We start from the raw sequence: 21,478 nt of genomic DNA, 5'->3' as shown, positions 1-21,478 counted from the left end.
AGCTCAGGTGAGCGCGAGGGGTGCAGCGGAGCGGAGCCCCGCAGTCGCGAACGGAGGCGAGCTCAGGTGAGCGCGAGGAGTGCGGCGGAGCGGAGCCCCGCAGTCGCGAACGGAGGCGAGCTCCGATGAGTTCCCGGGAGCTGACCCGATGAGCCTGGTGCAGAGCGTGGACAACGTGGCGCTGCTGCCCGCGTACCTGGCGGCGGCCACGGCCGTGCTGGTGCTCCTGGCCGACCTGCTGGTGGCCCGCGCCGCCGTGACAGTGGCCGTGGCGGCGCTCGGGTCGGCGGCCACCGCGCTCGGTGCGGCGTTGGTCGGGGCGGGCGGCGAGCGCCGCACCTTCTGCGTCGACGCCGACTGCTCCTGGGTGTACGGCGGCCGGGCGGCCCTGGTGGCCGTGGTCTTCGCCCTGCTCACCCTCGGTGTGCTGGCGATCTCCGGGCCGCTGCTGCGGGCCGGTCGGACGCCCGTGGGGGAATACTGCTTCCTGCTCGCCTGCTCGCTGACCGGTGGTGTGGTGCTCGGCGCGGCCGGTGACCTGATCACCCTGGTCGTGGCGTTGGAGACGCTGACCCTGCCGCTCTACGTCCTGGTGGGGCTGCGCCGGGGCAGCCTGGCGAGCGCCGAGGCGGCGGTGACCTTCTTCGTGGTCAGCGTGGTGGCCACCACGCTGACCCTGCTCGGCGCGGCGCTGCTCTACGCGGTGACCGGCGGGCTGCACCTGGGCCGGCTCGGCGCGACCTTCGCGGACCGCCCCGAGCTGCTGGACGTCCCGCTCACCTCGGTCGCGGTGGCGCTGGTGGTGCTGGGGCTGGCGTTCAAGGTGGCGGCGGTGCCGTTCCACGCCTGGGCCCCCGCGACGTACGACGGCGCACCCCTGCCGGTGGCGGCCTACCTGTCGACGGCGTCGAAGCTGGGCGGGGTGGTGGCCCTGCTCGCCGTGGTGCAGCAGGCGCTGCCGGCGTCCGTCACCGGTCCGGTGCTGGCGCTGCTGGCCGTGCTCACCATGACTGTCGGCAACCTGGTGGCGCTGCGCCAGCGGCGGACGGTACGGCTGCTGGCGTGGTCCTCGGTGGCCCAGGCCGGCTACATCCTCGCCCCGCTGGGCGCGTTCGCGCTGGCCGCCGGCCGCACCGTCGACGCCCGCGCCGGGGCGTACGCGGCGGCCGTGGCGTACGCGATTTTCTTCGTGGTCCTGGAGCTGGCCGCCTTCGCGGCGGTGGTGGCGCTGCGCCCGGCGGACGGCGACGGCGGCACCCTGGCCGACCTGCGCGGCGCGGCCCGGCGGCACCCGTGGGTGAGCGCGGCGTTCGCGCTCGCCCTGATCGGGCTGGCCGGTCTGCCGCCCGGACTGGCCGGTCTCTTCGCCAAGGTGACCGTGGTCCGTTCCCTGCTGGCCGGGCACGCCGGCTGGCTCGCCCTGGTGGTGGCCCTGAACGCGGTCCTCGGCCTCGCCTACTACCTGCGCCTGGCCGCCACCCTGTACGCGCCCCCGGCCGACGGGTCGGCCCCGGCGGTGGCCGCCGCCCGCCCGGCCCGGGTGGTGTCGCTGGCGCTGGCCGTGGCGACCGCGCTGGCCGTGGTGGTCGGTTTCGCCCCCCAGCTCGTGCTGGACGTCGCCCGCTGAGCGTTGCCGCACAGCTCACGCACAGGATTCTCCAGGCAACTCCCAGCCATGAGCAGGATGGTTGACGGGTACCGGTGGTGTTGAACCGGGCAGCGGACGCCCGTGCGGGTCCGCGCACCGAAGGAGCGATCGTGCATCACAACCGTCTGAAGACCGCAGCGCTGCTCGGCCTGTTGACCTCGCTGATCCTCGCGGTCGGCTACTGGTTCGGCGGCAGCGGCGGCCTCGTCATCGCCGTCGTCGTCTCGTTGCTGATGAACGGCGTCACCTACTTCTTCTCCGACAAGCTCGCGTTGCGCTCGATGCGGGCGCAACCGGTCAGCGAGGCACAGTTCCCCGAGCTGTACCGGATGGTCCGCGAGCTGGCCACCCAGGCGGGGCAGCCGATGCCCCGGCTCTACGTGAGCCCCACCGCGCAGCCGAACGCGTTCGCCACCGGGCGGAACCCGCAGCACGCGGCGGTCTGCGTCACCCAGGGCATCACCGAGATCCTCGACTACCGCGAGCTGCGCGGGGTGATCGGGCACGAGCTGTCGCACGTCTACAACCGGGACATCCTCATCTCCAGCGTGGCGGCCGGTCTGGCCGGCATCATCACCATGCTGGCCAACATCGCCTGGTTCATTCCGCTCGGCGGTGGCGACGACGAGGACGCCCCGAACCCGGCCGTGCTGCTGCTCACCCTGATCCTCGGCCCGATCGCGGCCACGGTCATCCAGCTGGCCATCAGCCGGAGCCGCGAGTACCAGGCCGACCAGTCGGGCGCCGAGCTGAGCCGGGACCCGCTGGCCCTGGCCAGCGCCCTGCGGAAGATCCACATGGGTACCCAGCGCCGGCCGCTGCCCGCCCAGGGTCAGCTCACCAGCACCGCCCACCTGATGATCGACAACCCGTTCAAGCGGGGTGGCGGCATCGCCGGGCTCTTCTCCACCCACCCGCCGATGGAGGAGCGCGTCGCCCGGCTGGAGCGGATGGCCGCCAACAGCGGTCCGGTGCAGTTCCAGCGCTGATCCACCCGTACCACCCACTCCGCCCGGGTTCCGGTTCGCCGGACCCGGGCGGAGGCGTGTGCGAGGGCACTAACCGTTTCCCCCGTACGCCGCCCGGCGTTAGGGTCGAAACGTCTCTCACCCATTACCTTCCTGGAGGTCGACCGTGTCCGCACTGCGCCAGTACCTGGGCGTCTGGCGGATCCCCGGCGCGCCGATGCTGCTGATCCTCGGCATCATCGGCCGGCTCGGGATCGGTATGACACCCCTGGCGCTGCTGCTCGTGGTCGAGGAGGTGACCGACCGGTACTCGCTCGCCGCGGTCGCCGGTGGCATCTACGCGCTCTCCGGCGCCGCGCTCAGCCCGGTCGCCGGCCGGATCGCCGACCGGGTCGGCCCCACCCCGGTGCTGCTGGCCACCGCCGTCGCCCACCCGCTCGCCCTGTTCGGGCTGCTCTGGGCGACCCGCACCGAGGGTGGCGACCTGCCCCTGATCTATCTGGCCGCCGGGCTCGCCGGTGCCACGTACCCGCCGCTCACCGCCGCCATCCGAGGTGCCTGGAACGACCTCACCGCCGCGACCTCAGGCCGGTACCACCTGCGCAACACCGCGCTCGCCGCGGAGACCTCGCTCTTCGAGATCGTCTTCGTGCTCGGCCCGCTGCTGGTCGCCGCGTTCGTGCTGTTCGCCGACGCCGCCGCCGCGCTGGTCGGCGCCGCCGTGGTCACCTTCGTCGGCACCGGTGCGGTCGCGCTCGGCCGGGTCATGCGCGGCTGGCGGCCGCACCCGCACGAGCACCACGCCAAGGGCCTCGGCCCGCTGCGGGTGGCCGGCTTCCCGGCGCTGCTGCTCTGCGTCGCCAGCCTCGGCATCGCCTTCGGCGCCGCCGGGGTGACCGTGCCGGCCTTCGCCGGCAACGCCACCGCCGACGACCCGGAGAGCATGGCCGGCATCCTGCTCGCGGTCTGGGGCATCGGCAGCGCCGTGGGTGGTTTCTGGTTCGGTGTACGCCGGCCGGCGCCGAACATGACCCGTCAGTTCGCCTGGCTGCTCGGCGGGGTCGCGGCCAGCTTCGCCCTCTTCGCCGCGATGCCGACGCCGTCGGCGCTGGGCGTTGCGCTGGTGCTCGGCGGTGCCACCATCGCCCCGGCGCTGACCCTGGAGAACACGCTGGTCGGCCGGATCGCCCCGGCGGGCATGCTGAACGAGGCGTACACCTGGGTGGTCACCATGTCAGTGGCGGCGAGCGCCGCCGGCGGCGCGGTCGCCGGCCTGATCGTCGACCACGCCGGTGGCGTGCCGTGGGCCTTCCTCTTCGCCGGGGCGGCGGTCGCCGTCGGGGCCGGCGTGGCCGCGCTGCCCGCCGGGCCCATCGCCCGCGCCGAGGCCACCGCGGTACGCACCGAGCAGCCGGTCACCGTCTGACCGGTCCACCGGGTCGCGGGCGCGGCGGGGCAGCACCGTCGCCACCAGGGCGGTCACGCCGAGAGCGATGGTTGCCGCGGCACACAGCAGCAACGTCCGGCGGGCGCCGAGGGCGGCCGTCAGTGGCCCGCCGAGCATCGTGCCGAGTGGCACCGCGAGCACGGTGACCGCGCCGTTGGCGGCCAGCACCAGGGGAAGCTTCCTGGTGCTGGTGCTGCGTTGGAAGAGCGCCATCGACGTGGACATGTACGGGGCCCAGATGAGGCCCGCCAGGGCGAAGGCCGGCAGCGACAGGCCGAGGGGTGCGCCCAGGCCGAGGGGCAGCATGGCGACCCCGAACCCGATGACGATGCCGATGGTCGTGGACCGCAGCGGCCAGCGGTGCAGATGGCCGGCGGCGAGGCCGCCGAGGAGCGAGCCGACACCGAACGCGGTGTAGTAGCCGCCGAGGGTCGTGGCGGAGGCGTGCAGGTCCTCGGTGACCATGATCGGCATCGCCACGTAGAACGGCCCGAAGAGGAAGAAGAACCCGAAGGTCAGCACCAGCAGGCCGCGCAGGGACCGGTCGCGGCGGATGATGCCGAAGCCGGCCGTGTGCGAGGTCGGCCGCTCCGCCGGGGCTGCCCTGGCCACGGTGGGCACGGCGAAGCGATAGGTGAGGGCCAGTACGGCGAAGGTGCCGGCGTCGATCGCGATGACCCAGACCGGGCCTACCCAGGCGATGAGGACGCCCGCGAGCGGGGGACCGACGATGGTCGCGGCCTCGGAGAGGATGCCGAGCACCGCGTTGGCCGGCAGGTGGTGCCGCTGCGGCAGGAGTTCGGCGATCAGCGTGAACCGACCGGCGGAGCCCCACGCGCGCAGCAGCGAGGCCGCCGCGAGCAGGACCACGTAGAGCCCGATGCCGAGCACCCCGAGCAGGTGGGCGGTGGGGATCGCCGCCAGTGCGGTCGCCCGCAGGATCGCATCCCAGCCGGCGAGCTGGGCACCGCTACGACCACCGAGGAACCGGCCGAAGATCATCGTGCCGGCCGCGCTGGGCAGGGTGTACGCCGCGACCGCGAGCGCCGTCCAGGTGCCGCGCTGGCCCGGGGGAGCGAGCTGGAGTGCCAGCCAGGTCACCGCGACCAGCGCGAGACCGTCGCCGAGCGCGGACACCGCCAGTCCGGGCAGCACCCGCCGCAGCGCAGGATGACTGACCACCGGCCAGTACGGGGAGGAATGCGGGAAACGGGGCGTCACGGGATCGGGCGGCATGGTGCCACCCGACACGAACCGGGCCACCCGGAGCAACGAAGTTGCCTCAGGGCAGAAGGCCGTCCCTGCCGGTGCCATGGCACCGTTCCCCGCCTCAATCGGTGGCGGATGGGTAGGGAGGGGGATGTTCCTCTTCTTCTCGAACCGGATCGGATGTCTCGGCTCGATCCTGATCAGCGCGATCCTGACGGTGGTACTGCTGTTGATCTTCTCGCGCTGACCCGGGCGGTGCTCACCGACCGGCGGGGATGCCCTGCTCCTCCAGCCACCGCAGATGCGTCTCCCACGCCGACTGCTTGCTGGTGGCGAGTGCGGCGCCGACCTGCATCCACGAGGCGCCGGCCGAGCGCGCGGTACGGACCGCGAGCTGGCGGCCGTAGCTGGCCTTGCGCCTGATCACCTCGCTGAGCGCGAGGAGTTCGAGGGCCTCGTCCCGGGTCAGCGGAGGGGTGTCCCCGTCGTTCTCCTCCGCCTCCTGCTCCGGCGGCGCCAACGCGTCGCGCAGGCGGAGTTCCTCATAGCGGGCTACCGCCGTCAGGAGGGTGAACTGCTGTTCGAGTTCGTCAGGCGTGGGCATGCCACCAGCATGCCGTCATGCCACCCTGACGTCAAGTCAGCCTGACGTCAGGGTGGTCCGGGCTCCCGGTCCTCAGCGGGCTGCTTCTGGAGATCGGGCTCGCTGCCCCGACGCCGCGGAGGTCGGGCCCTCGACGGCTGCGCTCAGCGGTAGTTGGTGAACTGGAGAGCGACGCCGAAGTCCTCGCCCTTGAGCAGCGCGATGACGGCCTGGAGGTCGTCCCGCTTCTTGCCGGTCACCCGGAGCTGGTCGCCCTGGATCTGTGCCTGGACGCCCTTCGGCCCCTCGTCGCGGATCTTCTTGCTGATCGCCTTGGCCTTGTCCGTCTCGATGCCCTGGATCACCTTGGCGTCGATCTTGAAGATCTTGCCCGACGCGCGGGGATCCCCGGCGTCCAGCGACTTCAGCGAGATGTTCCGCTTGACCAGCTTCTCCTTGAAGACGTCCAGCGCCGCCCGCACCCGCTCCTCGGTCTCCGCCTGGAGGCTGATCGCCTCCTCGCCCGACCAGGAGATCTCCGCGCCGGTGCCGCGGAAGTCGAACCGCTGCGCGAGCTCCTTCTCCGCCTGGCGGAGGGCGTTGTCGACCTCCTGCCGGTCGACCTTGCTCACGATGTCGAACGACGGGTTCGCTGCCATGCTGATGCTCCTGCTGTCCGGCGGTCTGTGGTGTTTCGTCGCCCGCTGACCAGCGGTACGACCCCCTGACCGTACCCGCTTGCACCGGGCCCGGGGGTAACCGCTATCCTTGCTTCCGCTGCCACGCCACGGCGTGGTGGGTGCCCTGGCGGGTTGCCCGAGCGGCCAATGGGAGCGGACTGTAAATCCGTCGCGAAAGCTACAGAGGTTCGAATCCTCTACCCGCCACCAGGTGCACCAACGGCCCCCGACCAGCAGGAATGCTGATCGGGGGCCGTTGTCGTCTGGCCGGCCTGGTCCTACTGAGTCCAGCCGTCTATGACTGGTTGTGGGCAGATGGTGGGCAGGTCGATCTTGCCGCTGAGGGCGCTTCTGAGGCTGCGGACGCTGGGGTCGGCGGCTCTTGCCCGGCCTGGCGGAGTCCGTGCGTGTAGCGGTCGGCTGAGGGGCCTGCGGTGAGGTGTCGCCGGCTGGGGGAGAGGGGCCGGGGGCAAGCCAGTCCCGGGGTTGGACTGGCGCGGCAGTCGGAAGCCCTGACCGTCGCCGAGGCCGACTTTTTCGGCTTCCGTACCGCCTGGCCGTGATCGTGCCGGCCGCATTAACAGACTAGGGGCGGCGGTCCGGCGGCAGTCGGTGGCTTCCGCCCCGGCGCCGGAGGCGGCCGGGGCGGCTTGCCGCCGGCCGGCTCACCGCCCCGCGCCGCGCGGAGCGCGGCGCCTTGATCCAGAACAGAGGAAATCGGCAGCAATGTGAGCTCTTCTGCTGCTCCGCACTGGCCAGGCGCAGAGGCTCGATGCCCTATTGCCGCCCCAGCCTCAGCTTGCTCCACCGTGCCCATAGTCAAGCGATGTCCGCCCGCAACTTGCGCGTCATGCCTGGAGCGCAGGCGGAAGCGAGACAGAGTGCATCGCACTTGACCCTTGACCCTCACGCTTGGGCGTCATGGCCAACTGCTCTAAGTGACCGAAACTTGACACACTGAGTAGCCTCGCCGAGCTAGTCTCGTTACGTACAGGAAGGTTAGAGAGCTTTGGGAGGTTTGACCTCGGAAGTGCCGCCAGCGATACTGCTGTCCGTAAGGCTTGTCTCGCGTTCAGCAACAGCAGCAGCAGCACTCCAAGGATGGATGCATGCCAAGGCGGCCGGGAAAATCCCTCGATATCCCAGACAGCGCACAGCTCACCCAGTACGGGAAGGGGGCTGTGAGCTCCCCAACCCGGTTCCGGGACCGGCCGCGAGCAGAGATCAACGAGCCAGACGTGTCGCTGCTGTGGGGGCGGGTAGGTGTTGACGAAGCACGACGAATCGTCGACAAGTGGGCGAGCCCGCTGTCCGCAGTCCGGTATACGACGGCGGGAGCGCTCCGCGCGAAAGGTTTCATCGTCCGCCATACGCCAACAGGCCCTAATCCGAAGCATGTCAGCGTTTTCCCACCCCTCAGCGGGACTGATCCCAAAGAGTGGGATGACGCTCTAGCCAAGAGCTTCTCTGACTGCTTCACTGAACCGTACGGAGGAGGTGGTACTCGTGAGTAGCTACGGACCTACGCCCGAGCTTGGAAACCTCGCTTGGGCGCCGCTGCCTACCGTCGAGGCCGTTGAGATCATCGATCGGTACAACGGTGTACCAACCCTCGGGGTTGCTAGAGCAGAGGGTGAGCCTTGCCTGTTCTGGCGTGTCCTCTCGGACGATGAGCATGTCTCGGTATGGCTCTACGTGCCCTTGACTAGCCCCGATGAAGAACACCTCAACGCAGACGACGACTCAGATTTTCTTGACTCAATCGTTGTTGAGTCCCTACGACCCCGATACACGACTATGGGCGTAGCGTACGATAACCGCCTTGTTTTTGAGCGAGAGTGGCAGCTTCCTGCTGGCTTGAGCGCCGACCAAGCGGCTATTGCATGCCTGGAGTTCTGTGCAGATGCGTTGCGGGTAGCGCTTGACCAGAACCCGCCACTCCCCGCAACGCGTCGGCAGGTTGTCCAAAAAGCTTCGGACGCTGTTAGGCACCTCGCGACCTGTTAGCCGTAGGGCACCTGCCTCGATCGTCCAGTCAAGCTCCGCAGGGAAGGAACCCTGCGGAGCTTGACTCGTTCATCTAAGGATTCTCTGGGGAGCAAGAGCGGGAGTCTGTGGCTAACTGGACGTTGCTCAAGCAGTGGTGGGGGCAGAGTTGCGCCCGTGTGGCCCTAGCTGTCGACAGTCGGCCGCGACGATACTGTTAACGACCGCGGCGCCCAGGCTTTATACCCATGACCACCAAGAACATCGCCGCACCGAGCACCCAGGCCGCCACATTCGTCGGTTGGACCGCCACCACCAGCGCACCAACAACGATCGCGATCCCGAGCTGTCTAACCGGGCTCATCCAGCCTCCGATAAAGATCCGGACGTAACTTATGGCGCATCCTCAGCGCTCGTACGTCGTTTTGGACGTTGCGTGGCCTGGCTAGAGCAGCCTTGCGACACCATCGCCCGATGCCTCGTGTTGATTGCTGCTGAGACTGAACACCGGTTTGCGGTCTGCCGGGCCGGCGGGCCATCGGACGCCGGTAGCGGCCAACTGTTCACGGTTGATGACGTCGCCGGCCAGGACGGCGGCGAGGAGTTCAGCTTGAGTGGCTTCCAGCTCGACGAGCCGGGTCAGGACGGTTAGTAGGTCGATGAACTCGCTGGTCCAGCTCGGCTCCCAGGCGTCGACGTGCACGTCGTCGAGTGGGGACCCACGCCGCCCACCCGGCTCCCTCTTCCGGTAGTTGAACCAAGATTTGATGATGTTTCGGCCGCCTACGGCGTAGCCCCACACGTCGGCCCCGACCGGCCCGAACTCACCCTCGCCGACAGCGATGACCTGGCGCTGTGGGCCATAGCTGATCGTGTCAGGTCCTGCCGTGACCGGCGCCAGTGACAGGGGCTGCCGCGAATCACCAGCGGGGTACCGAACCGAGTCGGCTGGCCGTTCCGGGCCGGTGAACGCTTCACCGTAGGTATGCAGCCAGAGAACTTGACGACCGAGCTCGACGGCAGTGCGCCACAGCGAGGGATCAGTGGTGATGGGTACTCGGACGCCGGGCGTGGTGAGTTCGTCGGTGAAGGTGGCGGTGAACGCTGGATGAGCCGTAATGCCGGCGATGTAGGCGAGAACGTCAGCTGCGGCTACCTCGACATCGAGCCTTTCGGCGAGCGCCGCCAGGAGGCCAGGGGCGAGATTCGGATTGCCACCTGGGTGCAGGTACGGAAGGGTCCGGCCACCCTCTGACCCTTTGAAGTGGTCGAAGTCCGGCATCAGCGAGGTGAATACGAGGGCTGGGCCAGACTGGATGACCTTGCGATGCTGCTCGACTGCGAAGACCTGACCCGGTACGCGGGCTGACCAGAGGTCGCGGCGGGGCATGTCCATGAGGCGGGGGTCGGCGAGCACCCATTGCCGGTCGAAGGCCCGGTAGCCGATCCGTACGAGAGCGGCGGTCAGTTCGACTTCATCAACCACCGGGATGCTGGGGTTCGGGTGAGTGTCGTCGCCGGGCAGACGAGGCTTCACCTTTATGAGGTTGGCGTCACGGCCTTCCTTGAATAGTTCGGCCTTCCGCTCCCGGTCCGTCTCACTGACCAGCATCGCCCACCGCCGCCTCAGGATCTCCGGGCTGGGCGCATAAACCCATGTGCGGGTCGGGAACAGCCCCGGGGAGTACCAGGGCATCAGGTCGTCAAGAGCGGGGTAGGTATCCCAGCTACTCGTGGCGGCCGGGGTGAGGGGGGCCTCCCACTCGGTACGGCAGTCTCGCCAGCCGTCGTCGTCGAGCTGCACCTCGGCTAGGGCGGCTAGTTTGTCTTCTCTGCGGCCGGTCAGGCTGCGGTGATGGATCAGTGCGGGCTTGTCGCGGGTGGCATCGGCGGTTCGGACGAAGATGCCGATAGCGAGCGGTTGTCGGACGCCGGGGAAGATGCGGGTTGGGATGTCTGGGGTCTGTCCCTCGGGCGTGAGGTCGATGATCCAGCCTTCGGAGGCGTAGCGGCGCAGGTATTCGCGCATGCCGGTGAAGGCCGGACCGGACAGGTAGCCGGAGGTGGTGACGAAGCAGATCACTCCGGCGTCGCCGTCGACCTGGTCGCGGGTCGACTCCCATACCTTCCAGGTAGCCCAGCGCCAGAAGTAGACGTAGAGGTTCTTCAGCTTCGCCTTGAACCGTCCGGTCCCCGGGGCGTACCAATCCTCTAGGGGCGCGGAAGCGCGACGCTTGCTGTCGAGGCCGGTCGTGCCGTTCTCCACCCAGCCGCCATCGCCGTTGGCAAGTTCCGCGTATGGGGGGTTGCCGATGACTACGGTGACGTTGGCGCGAGCCTTGATTTCGTTGGCCTTGCGACGGGAGCGAGCGATGAGCTGCATCCCTCCGCCGAGCTGGACGTCACTGGCGTGGGGGTCGTCCAGCGTGTTGGTGACGAAGAGTTTCATCCCTCCGGGCGGAGCGGACGCTTTGTGGGACGCGAGCAGGTCCGCGGCGCGCAGCTCGGCCACCGCGTACGGACCCATCTGAAGCTCAAAGCCGACTACTCGCTCGGCAGCCAGGCTGACTGCGCCGGCGACTGCCCCCGGCCCGTCGTGGGCTTCTGCGACCTTGGCGATCCGCTCAAGAATGGTTTGCAGATAGGTGCCGGTACCCATCGCCGGGTCGACGGTGAGCACGTCAGGATCGGCGAAGCCCCGTCGCTTGTCCAGCCGGGAGACGAGGACGGTCTCGGTCAGCCGGACCATCTGCTCGACCAGCTCGACTGGGGTGTAGTACGACCCGGATGCCTTCCGCAGGTCAGGGTCGTACTCGTCCAAGAAGTGTTCATACAGGTGTAGGTAGGTGTTCCGCTGGCCCCTTCGCACCCTGGGCCAGTCGACGGCATCAACGACCCGGGCGAGCAGGTCGAGTGTGACCTTGAAGTCGGCGACAAGGTCGTCGGTGAGGAGCTGCAACGCTCGGCCCATCAGCGAGTGCTCGGCACGGAGCTTGTCGCCAATGGTGTGCAGTGATTGCCCTGTGACGGTGATCGAGTTGGTGCGGGCCAGCAGCAGCGCGAACGTCACCGTCTGCGCGTACCCGTCGGCGAAGGTCTCGTCGTCGGCCTGCGGGAACAGCATCCGTCGCCAGTCCTGCGCCAGTCCCAGGAACGGCTGAACCTCCCGCTCGGCCCCTCCCCGGATCGCCTTCCTCTCGGCGGCGAGCTGGTCTAGGACCTCTCCGCGCAGTAGCCGTGTGAGCGGAGCGACAGCGCGCACCAGCGCTCCGACACTCGTGATCGGTGCCGGCCGCCACTTCAGGAACTCCGTGAGCAGCTTCTCGAAAGCCGGCGGGGCGGTGACACTGCCGCTGTCGAGGTCGCCGGTGAACCGTACCGGCGCGTCGACCAGCTCCCGATCGCGGTAGAGCCGCCATTCCGTGCCGTTGGTGTAGAGCAGGTTCGGCAGGTCGCGTTGGCGCTCCCACTGCACCCGATCATGGCCGCGCAGTCCAGTCGGATCGATGCTCTTGCCAGGTGCCTTGATCTCCACGTATCCGGTGATCGCGCCGCCGACGCTGACGCCGTAGTCCGGCCGGACCTGCCGTTCGGTGTCGCGCACCTCATCGTGAAAGACGGCTCTCACGCCCAGCTGGTTGCCCGCTGCTCCGAGAAGCTGCTCGATCGGGCTGCGAATCGCGGCCTCGCGCTCGCCTGGACCAGCCAGTTTAGAGGCGCAGGATGCCCCGAAATGCCGGATAGCGTTATCTAACCAATGCGCCGGCCCAGACACCCGTACCCCCGCTGGCAGGTTGATGACGGCTTCGTCCCGTTCGGACAGAGCGATGTGGACAAGCTACCCGAGACATGAATGTCCGTCACGGCCTGTAGCTTCACCTCACCACTGCCGCTATCCCCGCATGCGCTTGATCGGGTCGTTGGGACTGGGCACTACCCGTACTTACGTGTCAACCAGTAGCGCTAGTGTCACCCGGCGAATTGAGTCTCTGTCTATGGACCTGGCGCTTCGCTCGTCGCCTGCGACCGAGTCGCAGGGCAGGTGACTCGCGCCTCTGGCCTTCACTGACTGGTTGGCAGCCCGGGCGCTGCTGCGTTGACGCAGGGTGTGGTTAATTGGGGTGCCGACCACGGTTGGCGGGATGGCCGCGCACTGCAGACGGACCGCGACGCGCCGACGGGTTGCAGCCATCCCAGAGCCCGAGCGCCCCCGGAGGCGCATCAGCCGCGACCCGCGACCGCCTCGCCGAAGCGGCTGGCGCTACTGCGTCGCTCCAGGTGGGCGATAGGTCCTGATGACGGCTCCGACGGCTCCATTCATCAGAGTGACGTTCTGTTGTTCGACCAAGGCTTCACCCACCTCGACACCGAAGAGCGCTGCAAGCTCCGGATCGGCCGCTACCTGGCGCTCTCGTGTTTCAACCTTGGGGCCTTCGCCTGGTCCGTTCTCCGGGCGATATGGGTTGGCGTATGTGCCGCGGCCGTGTTCGGTCGCGACCAAGCCCTCGTCCCGCAAGACGGCGATTGCCTGGCGAATTGTTCCGCGACTTGCCCGAAACTCGGCGGTAAGCGCGCTTTCCGCTGGCAAGAGGCTGCCCGGCAGGATGACTCCGCTCTCGATGCGCCGTCTCAGCTCGTCGGCGATGACGCGGTAGCGGGGCTGGCCGTAGTGCGGGGTGGGCACCCGCTCACGCTACCTGGCACTTGTCTTATCAAGTGCCAACCAAGCGACATGTTTCGGCGTATAGACAACACGTTCACTTGTAGGTACGTTTCCCTGTGTGCGGCCAGGGTGACGGCTCGCGTCAGGGGTGGTGCCGCGCCGGCCCTGGTCGCACCTGATGCGCGGCGTCCTGTTGGACCGGTTGCGGTAGCCGCGCGTACAAGTTGGCTCGGCGATACCCGACCCGTCTGTGTCGGACGGTGCGCCGTGCCTTCCTCCGGGCCGGTGGCTGGCTGCATTCCCCCGTAGCTGGCCACCGGCCCCGCCTACCTCTGGAGGTGCGATGTCCGGCTCTCATCGTCGACGCCGTTGGTTCTCGTCCTGGTGGTCCCGGAAGCGTCCGCCGGCTGTGGCCACTGGCAGCAATGTCTTGCCGATTCGGCGCACGCCGACCAATGCCGCGCCGACGTACTGGTGGGGTGTGGGGCCGACGCGGGAGTTGCCCACGCTGCGGTACGCGCCGTTGATGACGCTGGCGCAGTCCTACCGGGGCAATGGTGGGCGGTGGCCGCGATGAGGCGGACGAACAAGCCGGCCGAGATCACGAGCCACCCGGACTGGTGTGCGCCGGATCGCTGCGGCCACCTGGTGCCGCCGGTAATGGCGCACATGGCCCGGCGTCACCGAGGACCGATGCTCCGGGTTGGTGACATCCGGTCGGGCGGAGCCGTCGCCACCTACCTCATCGGTGCTGACGACCTGGAGCCGTTGGTCGCTGTGCACTCGACGTGCCGGGCGGGGAACGGTTGGGCGGAGTTGTCGCTGCCCCAGGTGACCCAACTGGTCGAGCACCTGCGCGGCTTGTTGAAGCAGGCCGGCGGCGACCGGGGAGCGGACGATGAGTGAGGGCCATCCCGTGACCGAAAATGCTCCGACATCGGTCCCGCAGGACGCCTGCCCGGGATGGTGCCGGGGCTGCGGACCGAACGACCCGATGCACCGCGGCTTCATCGCCACCATTGGCCGGGAGCGGACCGGCTGGGTCAGCCTTCAGCTCCTCATCGACCGGTTCGCGCGTCGGGACCTGGCCGTCAAGCTCGACGCAACCCGCTACGGCGCGACGCAAACCGTGCTTCTGTCGGCCGCGCAGCTCGACCGGCTGGTTGACGAGCTGACGCGCGCCCGTGAGGTGATGCGGGCACCGGTCAGCCGGCGTCCTCGGACGGGGGAGGCGCGATGAACCCCGGCAGCCGTCGTCGCGTACCCGTCCCCCGTACTCCTGGCACACGTCGTGGGCAGTCGCCGCGAGCCGCGGTAGCGGTCCCTCCGGTTCCCGAGCGGCCAGCCGGCGGGACCACCTGGCAGACGTTGGAACGTCTAGGGGGTACGGTGACCGGTGTGCATGGCCGGGACTGGCGCCCTCGCTACCTGCAACTCGCGGAGGAGTTGCGGGTAAAGATCATGGCCGGAGAGATGGCTCCGGGCACCCTCATGCCGAGTGAGACCGAGCTGGCCGATTCGTCCGGCCTCTCCCGCACCAGCGTCCGCAACGCCATCCGGCAGCTCCGGGAATGGGGCCTGGTTCGGGCCGAGCAGGGGCGCGGCACGTACGTCCGGGCGCCTCGTCAGCGGGTACGCCGTCGCAACAGCGAGCGGTATCAGTGGGAGAAGGACCGGGTCCTGCTCGACGAGGCCGAGCGGTTGAAGACTGGCGCCACCGAGCACGACACCGGCCTAACCGTTGACGACCTAAAGTTCCACGCCGAGTACTCCCAGGTGGAGGCGGATGCGGAGATGGCGGCGGCCTTGCAGGTCAAGCTCGGTACGCCGCTGCTGCGCCGGGTGTACTGGACTTCGTCCCGCCACGAGAGCGCGCCGCTGACCGTGTCGTACTCCTACCTGCCGTACGACCTGGTGGCCGCGAACCCGGACCTGCTCGACGAGAGCAAGGAGCCGTGGCCCGGCGGGACGCAGCATCAGCTCTACACGCTCGGCATCGAGCTGGACCGGATCGACGACGAGATCCGGGCACGTCCGCCGTCCCCGGATGAGGCCGAACTGCTCGACATCGACCCTGGCGTCTCCGTGCTCACCGTGCGGAAGACCTCCGTCGACACCACGGGCCGGGTCGTCGAGGTCGCCGACGTGGTAATGCCGGGCGACCGGACCGAGCTTGTCTACTCCCACAAACTCCAACGGTGGAAAACTTGACGCAGCTCGTCTCGGTCATCACCCCGGTCCACGCGCCCAGCATCGAGCACCTTGCTGGCGCCTACGAATCGTTGGCCAAGCAGGAAATGCCCACCGGGTGGGACTGGCAATGGCTCGTCCAGGAGGACGGCCAGAGCGGCGCCCTGGTCGACGTGCTGCCCGACGATCCCCGGATCAGTCTCGGCACCGGCCGCCCCGGTGGGCCCGGCGTCGCCCGTACCCTCGCCCTTTCCCGGGTATCGGGCGACCTCATCAAGGTCCTGGACGCTGACGACCAGCTGACTCCTGGCGCGCTCGCCCGGGACATCGACGCGTTCGACGCGCACCCGCAGATCGGCTGGACCACCTCGCGGGTACTCGATCTGCTGCCCGACGGGTCGACCGCCGGATGGGACAAGGATCCAGCCGGCGGCGTCATCGACCGCGGTGCGGTCCTGTCGTTCTGGCAAGCCAACGACTACCGAGCATCGGTGCACCCGGCGACGCTGTGCCTGCGGCGGGATCTCGTCTTCGCCCTGGGCGGCTGGATGGCCCTTCCTGCCTCCGAGGACACGGGACTGCTGCTCGCCGCCAACGCCGTCAGCGCCGGCTACTTCACCCGGGAGTACGGGCTGCTCTACCGCAAGTGGCCCGGCCAGGTCACCAGCCAGGCCGCGCACCGGGAACCGGCCGAGTATCAGGCCCGGATGAGGATCATCGAGGCCAGAGCCAACGCCCTGGCCTCGATGCTGCCGAACGGTCTACCGCTCACTCCTGTGGCGTAGCCTCGTGCCCCGGCATGCCGTGGGTACGCCGCCGCTCCTTCATCTCCGCTTCGTAGATGTGCCGCCGACCGCCGGCTAGCTTCTCCCGCGCGTCCCGCTCGATCTCCTGGAACGCTGCGTAGTAGCCATCGTCGAACTCCTCCATGATCTGGAAGGTCCAACGGCCGGGTAGCAGGTTGCGCCCCAACAGCTCGTGCTCGACCCGGTCGGCCGTCTCGTCGTGCCCGGCCTCGCGGAGCAGCTTCACCACCCGATCGAGGGTGAGATCCGCGCCGCCAACGAGCTGGTGCGCCGAGTACAGGTGACCGCGCACGCGATGGATCGTTTCCAGAGCTTTGCTCAGCTCGCCCAAGGCTTCAACGGTTGTATCGTCCAGGCCGCCCGGCCTGGAGTGAGTTCTGTCGACGGCGCTCGTCTGCTGGTCGGCTGTCATGCACACGCGATACCCGAGGCATGTCCGGCTTATCCCTACTAGCGCACAGACAGGGGCCAGGACCCGCGTGGGTCTTGGCCCCTGTCTGTGCCCCTGCTAGACGAGCTGCGGAGCGACCCCGACGAGCACCAAGATCGTGATCAGGATCTGGATCACCACAGCCTGCGGAGCCCGCAGAGACATGTTGAACTGAACCACAGAGCTTCTCCTTAGGTTGAATATTGGATCAGGCGGCCGTTTGGACCTCCGGCGCAGACGTTCTAGGGCGGCAGTCTCGTCCCTGCTGCCCCATTCAAGAACGGCGTTGCTGCGGACCATCGTAACCACATTGCCGTGGCTCGTAAAGCTGTGGGTCCACAAAAGACCCGGGGAGGTCCCGAGAGGGCCGCGTAGGTCGTTCAAGCTGTCGCAACTTGGACACTCGATGGGTGTGATGTCCAAACTGTTTGGACGTTTTGGCTGCTCAGGGCGGTCGGGCAAGGTTGCGAGTAGTCGGGACTGAGAAATCTATAGAGAAATTAGATTAGAAGTGTTGGAGGACTCTCCCAGGGTTTTCCCCGACACTAATCGATCAGCTTTGCGAATAGTTTGGGTAATCTAAAGACGAGTCAATGGTTCGGGTTGCCCCCGACTCAAAGTCAGCGTCGAGTTCGGGTTCGAAGTAATCTAGATTAAACAGTCTGTCGTGTGGCATACTTGGGCAGCGGGTTCAAGGTGACCAACAACCTCTTGACCTGCGCAAAGACTCCCGTGTGGCTGTGTCATTGGATCAGGCGGCCAGCGGGTCGACGGCCCCTCCGCTCGTCCCGGAGGGGCCGTCACTCTATCCGCCCAGACCGGCGCAAGGACGGGCTGGAGCTCGAAGCCCCAGCCTCGCCGCTGGCTACCTCATGCGCGTGGATACCCCGGTTGACAAGGCATTTTGCAACCCCCGTTGCCAAGTTCGCGGCGCTCCTTGTCGATCGAATGGTGCGGGTGCAAGTCCGGACGACCGCCGCCGGCCGCTCGGAGCCCGCTTCTCGGCAGCCGATCCATCCTGGAACCACAATCCCGGGCGCCTGGCTGCTTCCTGCAGCAACTTGTTGACTTGTCTGCCAAGTGCCGTCTACCTTGGAGTCTCAACTTGGCAGACATGCCAACAACCTGGAGGTGAGCGATGGCTCTGCGTGGCGGTACGAGGTTCGCCGTGCGTTGTGAGGACGTGTTCCCGGCGGGATGCGCCCTGGTCCCCGAGTCCCTGGGTGAGGTCGAGGACTACGACGAGAAGACCGGCCGGCGCAGCCCGGCGAAGGACAAACTGACCGGCCAGCGGGTGTGGCAGGTCCGCGTGATGGACCTGGACCCCGAGCTCGGCAAGCGTTCCCGGGAGACGACGGTCAAGATCTCCGCCGACTACCAGCCGGTCCCGCCGACGGGCGCGCCGTTCGAGGCGGTGGAGTTCGAGGGCATGACGGTCACGCCGTACGTGACCAACAACAACCGGATGGCGTACTCGCTGCGGGCGACCGGCATGCGCGCCCCGGCGGGCGTGGCCAAGAAGGCGGCGGCGTAGCCGCATCAGGTGGGGGCGGGGCTGTCAGGTCTTGGCGGACGGCAGCCCCGCCCTCTGTCTCTTCCCCCTGCTCTGTCGAGAGAGGTAGTGACGTGTCCAAGCGTAGGCGTTCGCCTGCCCCGGCTCAGCCTCGGTGCGGCGTGTGTCAGTCCCGGTTCGACCCGGCCGGCGGGGCGGCTGACCGTTGCCCGCTCTGCGTCGGGCAGCTCGTTCTTCCGTTCCCTCCGGTCCGGGATGCGTCGGGTCGGTTCGTGTCGCTGTGGGGTGCGCGATGATGCGCCGGCCGCGTGGCGAGGTGGTGTTGACGACCGCCGGGGATCTGCTGGTGATCCGGCCGAAGCGGTTCGTCCTGCCGATGTGGGCGGTCGTGCTCGGCCTGGTGCTGCGCTGGCTCGGCCGGGGCTGCTGGTGGTGCCTGCGCCACCCGGTGACCGTCGGCCTGGTCGTGCTCGCCGTCGTCCTCTACGCCGATTACGGCTGGGCGGGCCTGGTCGTGCCGCTGGTCCTGGCGTCGGCGGTGTCGGCCGTGTGGCGGTGGCGCGATGAGGCGTCCTGGTGGCGGTGGTGCGCTGGGCCGCTGCTCGGCCGGTTTCGTCAGGTCTTCGTCTACCGGCGGGCGTGGCGCGAGGCCATGACCCTGAGTGGCCTGGCCGAGACGTACGACCGTCGTGCCGTCCTGCCCGAGCTGCTGCGCGTGCGCTCGGCCCAGGCGCTCGACGTGCTGACCATCCGCATGGTCGGCGGGCAGACCCCGGCCGACTTCCAACAGGTCACGGCGAACCTCGCGTACGCCTTCGGCCGGCGGCACGCCCGGGTCTACTCCGAGCGGCCCGACGACCCGCCGACCCGTGACGGCTACTGGGCGCTGCTGCTGCGGCTGGCCGACCGGGTGCGGTTCCGGGACCGGCCGACGGTGGTCTACCTGGTGCTCGTCCGCACCGATGCTCTGCGGCCGGTGGTGGCGCCGTTCGACGCTCCGGCCGTCCCCGACTTCACCGCGCTGCCGCTGGCTCGACGGGAAGACCTGGGCACCTGGTCCCTGCACCTGCTCGCTACGCACGTCCTCATCGGCGGGGCCACCCGGTCCGGGAAGGGCTCGGTGCTCTGGTCACTGGTCCGGGCGCTGGCCGGCGGCATCACCTCGGGCCTGGTCCGGCTCTGGGTGATCGACCCCAAGGGCGGGATGGAGTTCGCCATGGGCCGACCGCTGTTCGCCCGGTTCGCCTGCAAGTCCTTCGAGGCCATGGCCGACCTCCTCGACGAGGCCGTCACCGTGATGCGGGAGAGGCAAACCCGGCTCGCCGGGACGGTTCGGGTGCACACCCCGACCGAGGCTGACCCCCTGGTCGTGGTCGTCATCGACGAGATGGCCGCGCTGACCGCGTACCTGCAAGACGTGGACCTGCGCAAGCGCATCGCCGGCTCGCTCGGGCTGCTGCTGTCCCAGGGCGCCGGGGTCGGTGTCCTGGTGGTGGCCGCGTTGCAGGACCCCCGTAAGGAGGTGCTGCCGTTCCGGGACCTGTTCCCGACCCGCATCGCGCTCGGCCTGACCGAGGCGGCACAGGTCGACCTCGTGTTGGGCGACGGTGCCCGCAACCGGGGCGCCCTGGCCGACCAGATGCCCCGGTGGGCCAAGGGCGTCGGGTACGTGATCCTCGACGGCACCCCGGAACCGATGCGGGTCCGGTTCTCGTACGTCACCGACGACCACATCCGGGACCTGGCCCGGCAGTACCCGGCCCCGGCCGACGCCGCCGACATCCTCGCCCAAGTCGGCCGCGAGTCGACCCCCGAACCGGTACGCCCCCCGCTGCCCCGCAAGCCGTCCGGGCCGCTGCTGCCCGATGCGCTGCGCAACCTTCTCGACCGGGACGGCGGGGGTGATCCACGGTGACCGCCACCCCGACCGGCCGCCGGTTCTACCGGCTCCGCACCCCCGAACCGGCTACCGCCGTCTCCGTCCGGGTCGACCCCGAACGGCCCGACCCGTACCCGATCTATCTCGCGGTCGGCGCCGGCCGGCGGCGGATGTCCCTGACCCCCGACGAGGCGTGGGCGCTGTGGCGCTGCCTCTCCGAAGCGGTCGCCGCGCTCGGCACCCCACCCGACTACATCCGCACCGACATCCGACCGGCCAGGAGGTAACCGCCATGACCACCCTCACCCGCATCGTCAACCGGCTCCGGCGTCCGCTGCGTATCCGCCTCGTCGGCCCCGCCGACCAGACCGCCGCCGCCCTGCACGGCCTGGCGCACATGGTCAACCGCCGCACCGACATGAACGACCGGCGCATCCGCATCGACCTGACCATCCGCGAAAAGCCGCTGGAGGAATGGCGATGACCGACCGCACCGAATCCGCCGTACGCCTGGTCATCCTGCTCGCCATCGGCAGCATGGCCGGTGCCGCCGCCTTCACCCACGTCCACGACCTGTCCGTGGCCCACGGCCAACCCGACTGGATCGGCTGGGCCAACGCCGTAGCGGTCGAGCTGATGGCGATCTACCTCGGCCTCGAACTGCGCGCCCGCCGCCGCGCCGGTCGCCCCGTCGGCCTGGTCGGCGCGCTCCTGGTCGCGTTCGCCCTGCTGTCCCTCGCCGTCCAGGTCGCCGAAGCGGAACCCTCGGTGTGGGGCTGGACCATGGCGGCCGTGCCATCCCTGGCGTTCCTCGCCCTGGTCAAGGTCGTCCTGTCCAACGCCCCCGCCACCCCGCCGACTCCCGAACCGGACCAACCCCCGGCCGACTGGTACGAGGTGCCCGAGCAGGTCGTCACGGAACCAGAGCCCGAGCGTCCGGCTGAGCCCGTGCCGCCGGCTGTCATCGCCGCCCCGGTGCTGCCTCCGCGTGGCGCCGTCCAGTCGAACCGGCCGCACGTCGTCGGGATCATCCGATGACGGCGCTCGCCGTCGGCCGGCGGCTACCGGAACTCGTGTACGACCTCGATCAGTCCGACGATGTGGTCGTTGAACTCGTCCAGTTCCTCGGCTGGTACCCACAGCTCCAGGATGGTCTTTCCGCCGGCCTGGCGGACCGGGTAGCGGCTCAGGAACTCCGACTCAACTCGGAAGCGGGTGACGTAGCCGACGCCGGACGCGGGCACGTTCCAGTCCCTCGCGATTATGACCGCGTAGTCCTCGTTCAGGACCGGGTAGAAGATCGGCTGATCCGGCAGGCGCGGCGGCCACTTCCGCCATCCAGACTCACGGACAAGATCCAGCTCTTTCGGCCCGGTTGGGCGCCACAGCACCGTCGTACCGTCATCGCTGCTCATGTCGACCTCGCCGCTCGGATTCTGGGTGAGACCGGACAGTACCGGCGGATCCGCACCCCGG

At 68.8% G+C, this 21,478-nt stretch carries 18 protein-coding genes, 1 tRNA gene and 1 pseudogene; 13 read left to right on the top strand and 7 right to left on the bottom strand.

Annotation, left to right across the window (positions count from 1 at the left end; all coding sequences use genetic code 11):
• Positions 1–148 precede the first annotated feature (148 nt).
• The 3 genes from MRQ36_RS09615 (at position 149) to MRQ36_RS09605 (ending at position 4,042) form a co-directional block, all read left to right on the top strand.
• On the top strand, positions 149–1,627 hold the full coding sequence (locus MRQ36_RS09615) for an NADH-quinone oxidoreductase subunit N (protein ID WP_242794529.1): 1,479 nt from the start codon (positions 149–151) through the stop codon (positions 1,625–1,627).
• 131 nt (positions 1,628–1,758) lie between these two features.
• Positions 1,759–2,637: a zinc metalloprotease HtpX gene (htpX, locus tag MRQ36_RS09610; RefSeq protein WP_242794528.1), complete on the top strand. Its 879-nt coding sequence runs from the start codon at positions 1,759–1,761 to the stop codon at positions 2,635–2,637.
• Between the two features lie 145 nt (positions 2,638–2,782).
• The gene (locus MRQ36_RS09605) at positions 2,783–4,042 is read left to right on the top strand and encodes an MFS transporter (protein ID WP_374249916.1); all 1,260 of its coding nucleotides are present in this window, start codon (positions 2,783–2,785) and stop codon (positions 4,040–4,042) included.
• Here MRQ36_RS09605 and MRQ36_RS09600 read toward each other — a convergent pair.
• From MRQ36_RS09600 to MRQ36_RS09590, 3 genes and pseudogenes are all read right to left on the bottom strand, one after another.
• A pseudogene (locus MRQ36_RS09600) lies at positions 4,031–5,299 on the bottom strand (MFS transporter); the annotation flags it as partial. The gene MRQ36_RS09605 and the pseudogene MRQ36_RS09600 sit on opposite strands and share 12 nt — an antisense overlap.
• A gap of 232 nt (positions 5,300–5,531) precedes the next feature.
• Positions 5,532–5,876 (bottom strand): hypothetical protein, encoded by a 345-nt coding sequence (locus MRQ36_RS09595; protein ID WP_242794526.1) that lies wholly within the window; start codon positions 5,874–5,876, stop codon positions 5,532–5,534.
• A 143-nt stretch (positions 5,877–6,019) separates the two neighbouring features.
• Entirely contained in the window at positions 6,020–6,514 is a 495-nt protein-coding gene (locus tag MRQ36_RS09590; protein WP_242794525.1) for a YajQ family cyclic di-GMP-binding protein, read from the bottom strand.
• A 147-nt stretch (positions 6,515–6,661) separates the two neighbouring features.
• Here MRQ36_RS09590 and MRQ36_RS09585 point away from each other — a divergent pair.
• Positions 6,662–6,745, top strand: a tRNA-Tyr gene (locus tag MRQ36_RS09585).
• Positions 6,746–8,966: 2,221 nt separating this feature from the next.
• On the opposite strand, the gene MRQ36_RS09580 is transcribed toward MRQ36_RS09585, so the two are convergent.
• Entirely contained in the window at positions 8,967–12,125 is a 3,159-nt protein-coding gene (locus tag MRQ36_RS09580) for a type ISP restriction/modification enzyme (RefSeq protein ID WP_242794524.1), read from the bottom strand.
• Positions 12,126–12,782: 657 nt separating this feature from the next.
• Positions 12,783–13,205 (bottom strand): GntR family transcriptional regulator, encoded by a 423-nt coding sequence (locus MRQ36_RS09575; RefSeq protein ID WP_242794523.1) that lies wholly within the window; start codon positions 13,203–13,205, stop codon positions 12,783–12,785.
• A 672-nt stretch (positions 13,206–13,877) separates the two neighbouring features.
• Between MRQ36_RS09575 and MRQ36_RS09570 the strand changes: the two genes are divergently transcribed.
• From MRQ36_RS09570 to MRQ36_RS09555, 4 genes are all read left to right on the top strand, one after another.
• A complete protein-coding gene (locus MRQ36_RS09570) occupies positions 13,878–14,090 on the top strand; it encodes a hypothetical protein (RefSeq protein WP_242794522.1) in 213 nt (70 codons plus the stop codon).
• Positions 14,083–14,424, top strand: coding sequence for a precorrin-4 C11-methyltransferase (locus MRQ36_RS09565; protein ID WP_242794521.1), 342 nt, complete (start codon positions 14,083–14,085; stop codon positions 14,422–14,424). Before MRQ36_RS09570 ends, MRQ36_RS09565 begins: the two co-directional genes overlap by 8 nt.
• Positions 14,425–14,573: 149 nt before the next feature.
• The gene (locus MRQ36_RS09560) at positions 14,574–15,395 is read left to right on the top strand and encodes a GntR family transcriptional regulator (protein WP_242794520.1); all 822 of its coding nucleotides are present in this window, start codon (positions 14,574–14,576) and stop codon (positions 15,393–15,395) included.
• On the top strand, positions 15,383–16,159 hold the full coding sequence (locus MRQ36_RS09555; RefSeq protein WP_242794519.1) for a glycosyltransferase: 777 nt from the start codon (positions 15,383–15,385) through the stop codon (positions 16,157–16,159). Before MRQ36_RS09560 ends, MRQ36_RS09555 begins: the two co-directional genes overlap by 13 nt.
• Here MRQ36_RS09555 and MRQ36_RS09550 read toward each other — a convergent pair.
• Entirely contained in the window at positions 16,143–16,592 is a 450-nt protein-coding gene (locus MRQ36_RS09550) for a hypothetical protein (protein WP_242794518.1), read from the bottom strand. The two genes, MRQ36_RS09555 and MRQ36_RS09550, sit on opposite strands and share 17 nt — an antisense overlap.
• 1,156 nt (positions 16,593–17,748) lie before the next feature.
• Between MRQ36_RS09550 and MRQ36_RS09545 the strand changes: the two genes are divergently transcribed.
• From MRQ36_RS09545 to MRQ36_RS09525, 5 genes are all read left to right on the top strand, one after another.
• Positions 17,749–18,144, top strand: coding sequence for a transcriptional regulator (locus MRQ36_RS09545; RefSeq protein WP_104113758.1), 396 nt, complete (start codon positions 17,749–17,751; stop codon positions 18,142–18,144).
• Positions 18,145–18,418: 274 nt separating this feature from the next.
• On the top strand, positions 18,419–20,038 hold the full coding sequence (locus MRQ36_RS09540) for an FtsK/SpoIIIE domain-containing protein (RefSeq protein ID WP_242794517.1): 1,620 nt from the start codon (positions 18,419–18,421) through the stop codon (positions 20,036–20,038).
• Entirely contained in the window at positions 20,035–20,289 is a 255-nt protein-coding gene (locus tag MRQ36_RS09535) for a hypothetical protein (protein WP_242794516.1), read from the top strand. The genes MRQ36_RS09540 and MRQ36_RS09535 overlap by 4 nt, the downstream gene beginning before the upstream one ends.
• 5 nt (positions 20,290–20,294) lie before the next feature.
• Entirely contained in the window at positions 20,295–20,486 is a 192-nt protein-coding gene (locus tag MRQ36_RS09530; protein WP_242794515.1) for a hypothetical protein, read from the top strand.
• Entirely contained in the window at positions 20,483–21,040 is a 558-nt protein-coding gene (locus MRQ36_RS09525) for a DUF2637 domain-containing protein (protein ID WP_242794514.1), read from the top strand. The genes MRQ36_RS09530 and MRQ36_RS09525 overlap by 4 nt, the downstream gene beginning before the upstream one ends.
• Before the next feature lie 23 nt (positions 21,041–21,063).
• On the opposite strand, the gene MRQ36_RS09520 is transcribed toward MRQ36_RS09525, so the two are convergent.
• Positions 21,064–21,417 carry a hypothetical protein gene (locus MRQ36_RS09520; RefSeq protein WP_242794513.1) on the bottom strand — a complete coding sequence of 118 codons (354 nt, stop codon included), beginning with the start codon at positions 21,415–21,417 and terminating at the stop codon, positions 21,064–21,066.
• Positions 21,418–21,478: the final 61 nt, after the last annotated feature.

Source organism: Micromonospora sp. R77 (assembly GCF_022747945.1).
Taxonomy (GTDB): domain Bacteria; phylum Actinomycetota; class Actinomycetes; order Mycobacteriales; family Micromonosporaceae; genus Micromonospora.
The sequence above is the reverse complement of the archived record's forward strand: the minus strand, read 5'-3'. Positions and strand labels throughout refer to the sequence as shown.